Here is a 4,447-nt window from a genome sequence, read left to right as displayed (position 1 = left end):
CCACGAAGCCTTCATGAAAATCGCTTGCTGCATCATATGCTGGCGACACCTGCAAAAGTCATTCTGTTAACACCTCTAAGGAGCATACGTTGCCTAATCTGTCCGACGTAGAAAGAATGCGCGCCAATCTGGCGTTTACCTGTGCGCATGAAGCCGACCGTTTGCCGGCTCTCGATCCCGAGGCCGATTCACTGTTCCGTTATGGACGATATCTTCAGACCAGCGACGGGCCAAAAGATTACGATGATATTGCGCGGTACTTCCGTATAGCCGCGGCTCATGGTCACTACAAAGCGAACCATAATGTGCAGCAGCTTATATCCCGGGGCCGGGCCAGTTCGCCGGATGCTCGACGTGAGGCTGTGGGTTGGGCCGAGCAATTGGTCAATCAGGGCATCCCTATTGGCTATTACGATATTGGTTACTACCTGAGTTCAGGATATGGCCTGAAGCAAGACCGGGAAATGGCGTTGAAGTATATTCGTAAAGCGGCGGATTTGGGGAATGCAGACGCGCAATATTATATCTCCGATCTGCTGGATCATCGTGAGCAATCACCAGACATCGCTGACCAGATGCTTCAATGTGCCGCTGAGGGCGGCCATTCACTCGCTGCGTTCGAATATGGCATAGGTCTTAAGATTTTCGAGAAATATCAAGATGCTCTTTCGGCGTACCAAAAGGGAGTGATGTTAGGTAGTATTGAATCTGCACATAGTCTCGGGGAAGCTTTTCGAGGTCCCGCCAAGGGTGCGCTAAATTTTCTGAATTTAGCAATAGACCAGGAACGCGCCGAACGTTATGAGCGAATATACAGATTCCTAAGCGATAACGAGTCAAGCAATCCAAAGGTTCCCGACCTCGACAAGATCGTTCCATTGCCGCCGGCGAAACTTCCGCCGTGGGACGGCACGTTTGAATGGGAAAGGGAGCGTGCGCAGATTCCGGAGAAGCCATCGGATGAACTAATCGAACGCCTGGCGAAGGAGAAGAACCTCGATTCTTCGACAGGGCTTCCGCTGTTGTCGCAAGGCGCAGCGATCGAGGAGAAAGTATCGTTGGGAACGACAGTGCGAGCGTTTGAAGTATGCCCGCAGACGGGCGTATGGAGGGCGTGTTCGCCCTCAGGTTACATTGCGCTCAACGCGGAGCGCACCTTTCGTAAAGGCGAAAAATTTCCCCTGCTCGACGTTCGGGAGCCGCGAAAGGTTGCAGTTCTTGATAGCATTTTGGGCGTTCGCCTGATGACGGTGGATGGAGGTTGGCGTTTGATTTCCTACGGGGATCCCGAGTCGACGACGAGTTAAAAAATTCGTATACCTGAGTTCCTAGGGGTATCTCCGGCATCTGCACACTAAGATGAGCGACTCACATCAGCAACGAACTTACTAAGCAAAGGAAATCATGCCTGATTTGATCCGCCTAGGCGACGCCACCGACCACGGCGGCCGCGTTATCACCGCATCTGAAACCGTGAGCTACGACGGTCGAGGCGTAGCACGCAAAGGCGACGAAGTGACCTGCCCGAAGCATCCTGACATCAAGCCCAATCTCATCATCGACGGCGATGAGGAGACGATGGACGAAGGCGTGCCCATCGCCCGCCACGGCTATCGCGCGATGTGCGGATGCCACCTGATTTCCAGCCTTCTTTGAGTCTCGTGCATGCCTGTTGTATTGCCTGCGGTTGAATCGCGAGAACCTCGTCCGCGCGCACCGAATCCTTTTGTCTGGCTTGGGCTTCTGCTCGTGTTGATGGTAGCCGGCGCGGTCATCACGCTCGTCACCTGGCCCAAGGCGGAGCCCACTGGCACCGTCGAATTCTGGCTGTGCCTGCTTGGCCGCCCCGCGCTCACGTGGGGTGTCCTATTCGGTCTGCGTCTGGGCTACTTCGATCAGGAAAGCGAACGTATCGATGCGCAAAACGAGGTGCTGCGCGAGGATCGGGACCGGGCGCTGCAGTTCGCCGGCGAACCGCTGGCGGCGATCGCATGCGCCTACCTGACGGCGGCGGGCGATAAGGCGCTGGCAGCGAAAGTCCTGCAACGCGCGAGCGTGCTGGAGGCACGAATCGCTCTTGATGGACGGGAAGGGGTTCGACATTCGGCGCTCGATTTGCTCCTCGACAAGGCGAATCCCAGCCGCTATCACGTGTGCTTCAGACGGCTGATCGCCGCGATGCAAAAGCCCGTCGGCGCGTTGCCGCTGGAGGTGCCCTTTGGCGTGCGCCTGCAGTTGCCGGCGGATGTCGATCGGGAACGCCTTCGGCAGGCTTGGCAGGATTGCTGGGACGAGCAGTCAATGCGCCGCTGCGAGGCGAAGCTCGTGCCGGGCGAGCAGGGCCTCATGGCGCTGGACGAATGGCTTGACCACCGCGGCGGTCCCGCTTTGGAGAAGGTGCTGCTGTTCGTCGCCGTCCAGTTGCACGATGCGCCACCGCAGAACAGCGCGGAGGTGGCAACCGCCGTGCTCGTCGGCTGGCCACAGATGCTTTCCCGGCGAGGAATGGCTCAGCTCGGACTGCTGCATCGTCCGGTGCGTGGACACCGAGACGAGCTCAACATGTGCGTGTCGACCGCGTTGCAGTGGGGCCGTGCCACGAATATAGAGATCGGCGATCTGTGGCAGGCCGGACTTGAAAAGGACGACAAGGGCGCGGTCAACCAGACCTTGTCCGATCTGAAGCTCGGCGTGTCGAGCGGTAACGACCTGAGCGGCGTGCACGACGTCGATCTTGCGCTGGGCGAGCCTGGTTGCGCGTCGGGCTGGCTCGCGCTCGCGCTGAGTCTCGAACACGCGAAGAAAACCAATAAACCGCAGTTGGTGGCCTGGCGAGAAGGTGCGTTGCACTTCGCAGTCGTGCAGCCCACCGTTCGGCCCCCTCAACCCGAAGTATCAGCAGTGAAAGAAGTGAACGCATGAAGTTTTTTCGTAGGCCCTCCGGATATTGGGTTCTCGTCGTCGTAGCGACGATTGGCGTCGCCTCGTATGCCTGGTTCCACGGCGAGAGCATCGACCCTTCACCGTATAAGCGGGTGGGGTACGCCATTGCCCTCGGCATTTTCGCGCTCATGGCGCGGGCGCAAGTGACCGGCGCCTGGCGCAAGGTGGTGCGCGTGGTGCCGCGCGATGGCGCTCAGAACCATGAGCGGGACATCACCGCGCGGGTATCGAGCAACGACCGCGGCGGCGAACTCGGCAGCCACCGGCTTGACGAACTGGAGACCACGCTGCGCCATCGCTACGGCTGGCGCTGGCGGTCACTGACGCGCTGGATTGCGGTCGTGGGTGACGAAGCGCGCGTCAAATCCGTGGTGCCGGGGTTGCTCGAGGCGGGCTATTTGATTGCGGGCGACACCGTGCTCATTCACGCGAAACAGGGGCGTGACAACCTCGACGAAGGCTGGCTGGCTCAGATCCGGCAACTGCGTCGGCGGCGGCCGGTCGATGCGATCGCGGCGTTGACGCACACGGCGGCATCGGCGGGCGCAACGAGCGGCGAGGCGCTCGCGCAAACGTTGGCGCGCCATGCGCGGGCGCTACGGTGGGCGGCGCCCGCGTATGTGGTCGAAGTGACGAACTCCAGCGTGGATTCCTTTCATGCGAACGACATCGTAGGACAAACCTGGTCGGGCTCGCCGAATTGGGGAGAGTTGGGACAGTCGCTGCACGACCTCGCCGGACACCTGGCAGATAAAGGTGTCGCGAGACTGGTCCGCGAACCGCACGACCGGTTCTTGGCCGAGCTGTCCACGCACATTGAAAAATCGCGTACGGCGTTATGCGATCTGGTGGTGCGAGCCAGCGAATCGCACTTGGTACGCAATTCGGTGCACGGGTTGTTGTTCGCGCCGCTGATGGTCAAGGGCACGGTTGCGCAGGCCGCTCGTCAAGCCGACGTGCCGGATGCCGATACTGAACAGCACACGCAGCTTCCGATCTGGCAAACCATCGCCACCCACAGCCGCAAGATTTATGGTCACCGCGTCGGCTTCTCATGGTCGACCACCGCAGCCTGGGCGACGACCGCGGTCGTTGCAATGTGGCTGCTCGGTTCGACGATCTCAGGCGCTTCGAACCGCGCGTCCATGCACGAAGCCACTTCGACGCTGACCAAGGTCTCGATCACCCAAGACCCCACGCAAGCCCTGCTCGCGCTCGATGCGCTCGACAAGCAACTCGACACGCTCGAAACCCATCGCAAGGAAGGCGCACCGTGGCATACGCGCTTCGGCCTGAACCATGACGCCGCGCTGTACGACACGCTCTGGTCCGCCTACCAAAACGCCGCCTCACGTGCGCTGATCGAGCCGATCAAGGCGAAGCTTGAAGAACGCCTGCAGCAACTCGCCTCGCTCTCCGACGCCGAGATCGCGAGCGGCGGCAATGCACAGGTGCAAGCGGCCTACGACACGCTCAAGACGTATCTGATGTTGGCTCACCCCGA

General features: G+C 60.1%; 3 protein-coding genes and 1 pseudogene. All 4 read left to right on the top strand.

All coding sequences use genetic code 11. The features are described from left to right. Window positions 1–74: 74 nt before the first annotated feature. Window positions 75–1,307, top strand: a pseudogene (locus AWB82_RS36140) (DUF6396 domain-containing protein); the annotation flags it as partial. A gap of 97 nt (window positions 1,308–1,404) precedes the next feature. Beyond that, entirely contained in the window at window positions 1,405–1,656 is a 252-nt protein-coding gene (locus tag AWB82_RS36135; protein ID WP_086974034.1) for a PAAR domain-containing protein, read from the top strand. Window positions 1,657–1,665: 9 nt separating this feature from the next. Further along, on the top strand, window positions 1,666–2,922 hold the full coding sequence (locus tag AWB82_RS36130) for a hypothetical protein (RefSeq protein ID WP_143756991.1): 1,257 nt from the start codon (window positions 1,666–1,668) through the stop codon (window positions 2,920–2,922). After that, window positions 2,919–4,447: ImcF-related family protein (locus AWB82_RS36125; protein ID WP_235023594.1), on the top strand; the 1,529-nt coding region annotated here is incomplete at its 3' end. The genes AWB82_RS36130 and AWB82_RS36125, both read left to right, overlap by 4 nt.

It is taken from the genome of Caballeronia glebae, assembly GCF_001545035.1.
In the GTDB taxonomy this organism is placed as follows: domain Bacteria; phylum Pseudomonadota; class Gammaproteobacteria; order Burkholderiales; family Burkholderiaceae; genus Caballeronia; species Caballeronia glebae.
This window is presented reverse-complemented; position numbering and strand designations above follow the sequence as displayed.

Coding starts and splice junctions, on each gene's coding strand:
- AWB82_RS36135 (WP_086974034.1), top strand. CDS start 1,405: ATGCCTGATTTGATCCGCCTAGGCGACGCCACCGACCACGGCGGCCGC.
- AWB82_RS36130 (WP_143756991.1), top strand. CDS start 1,666: ATGCCTGTTGTATTGCCTGCGGTTGAATCGCGAGAACCTCGTCCGCGC.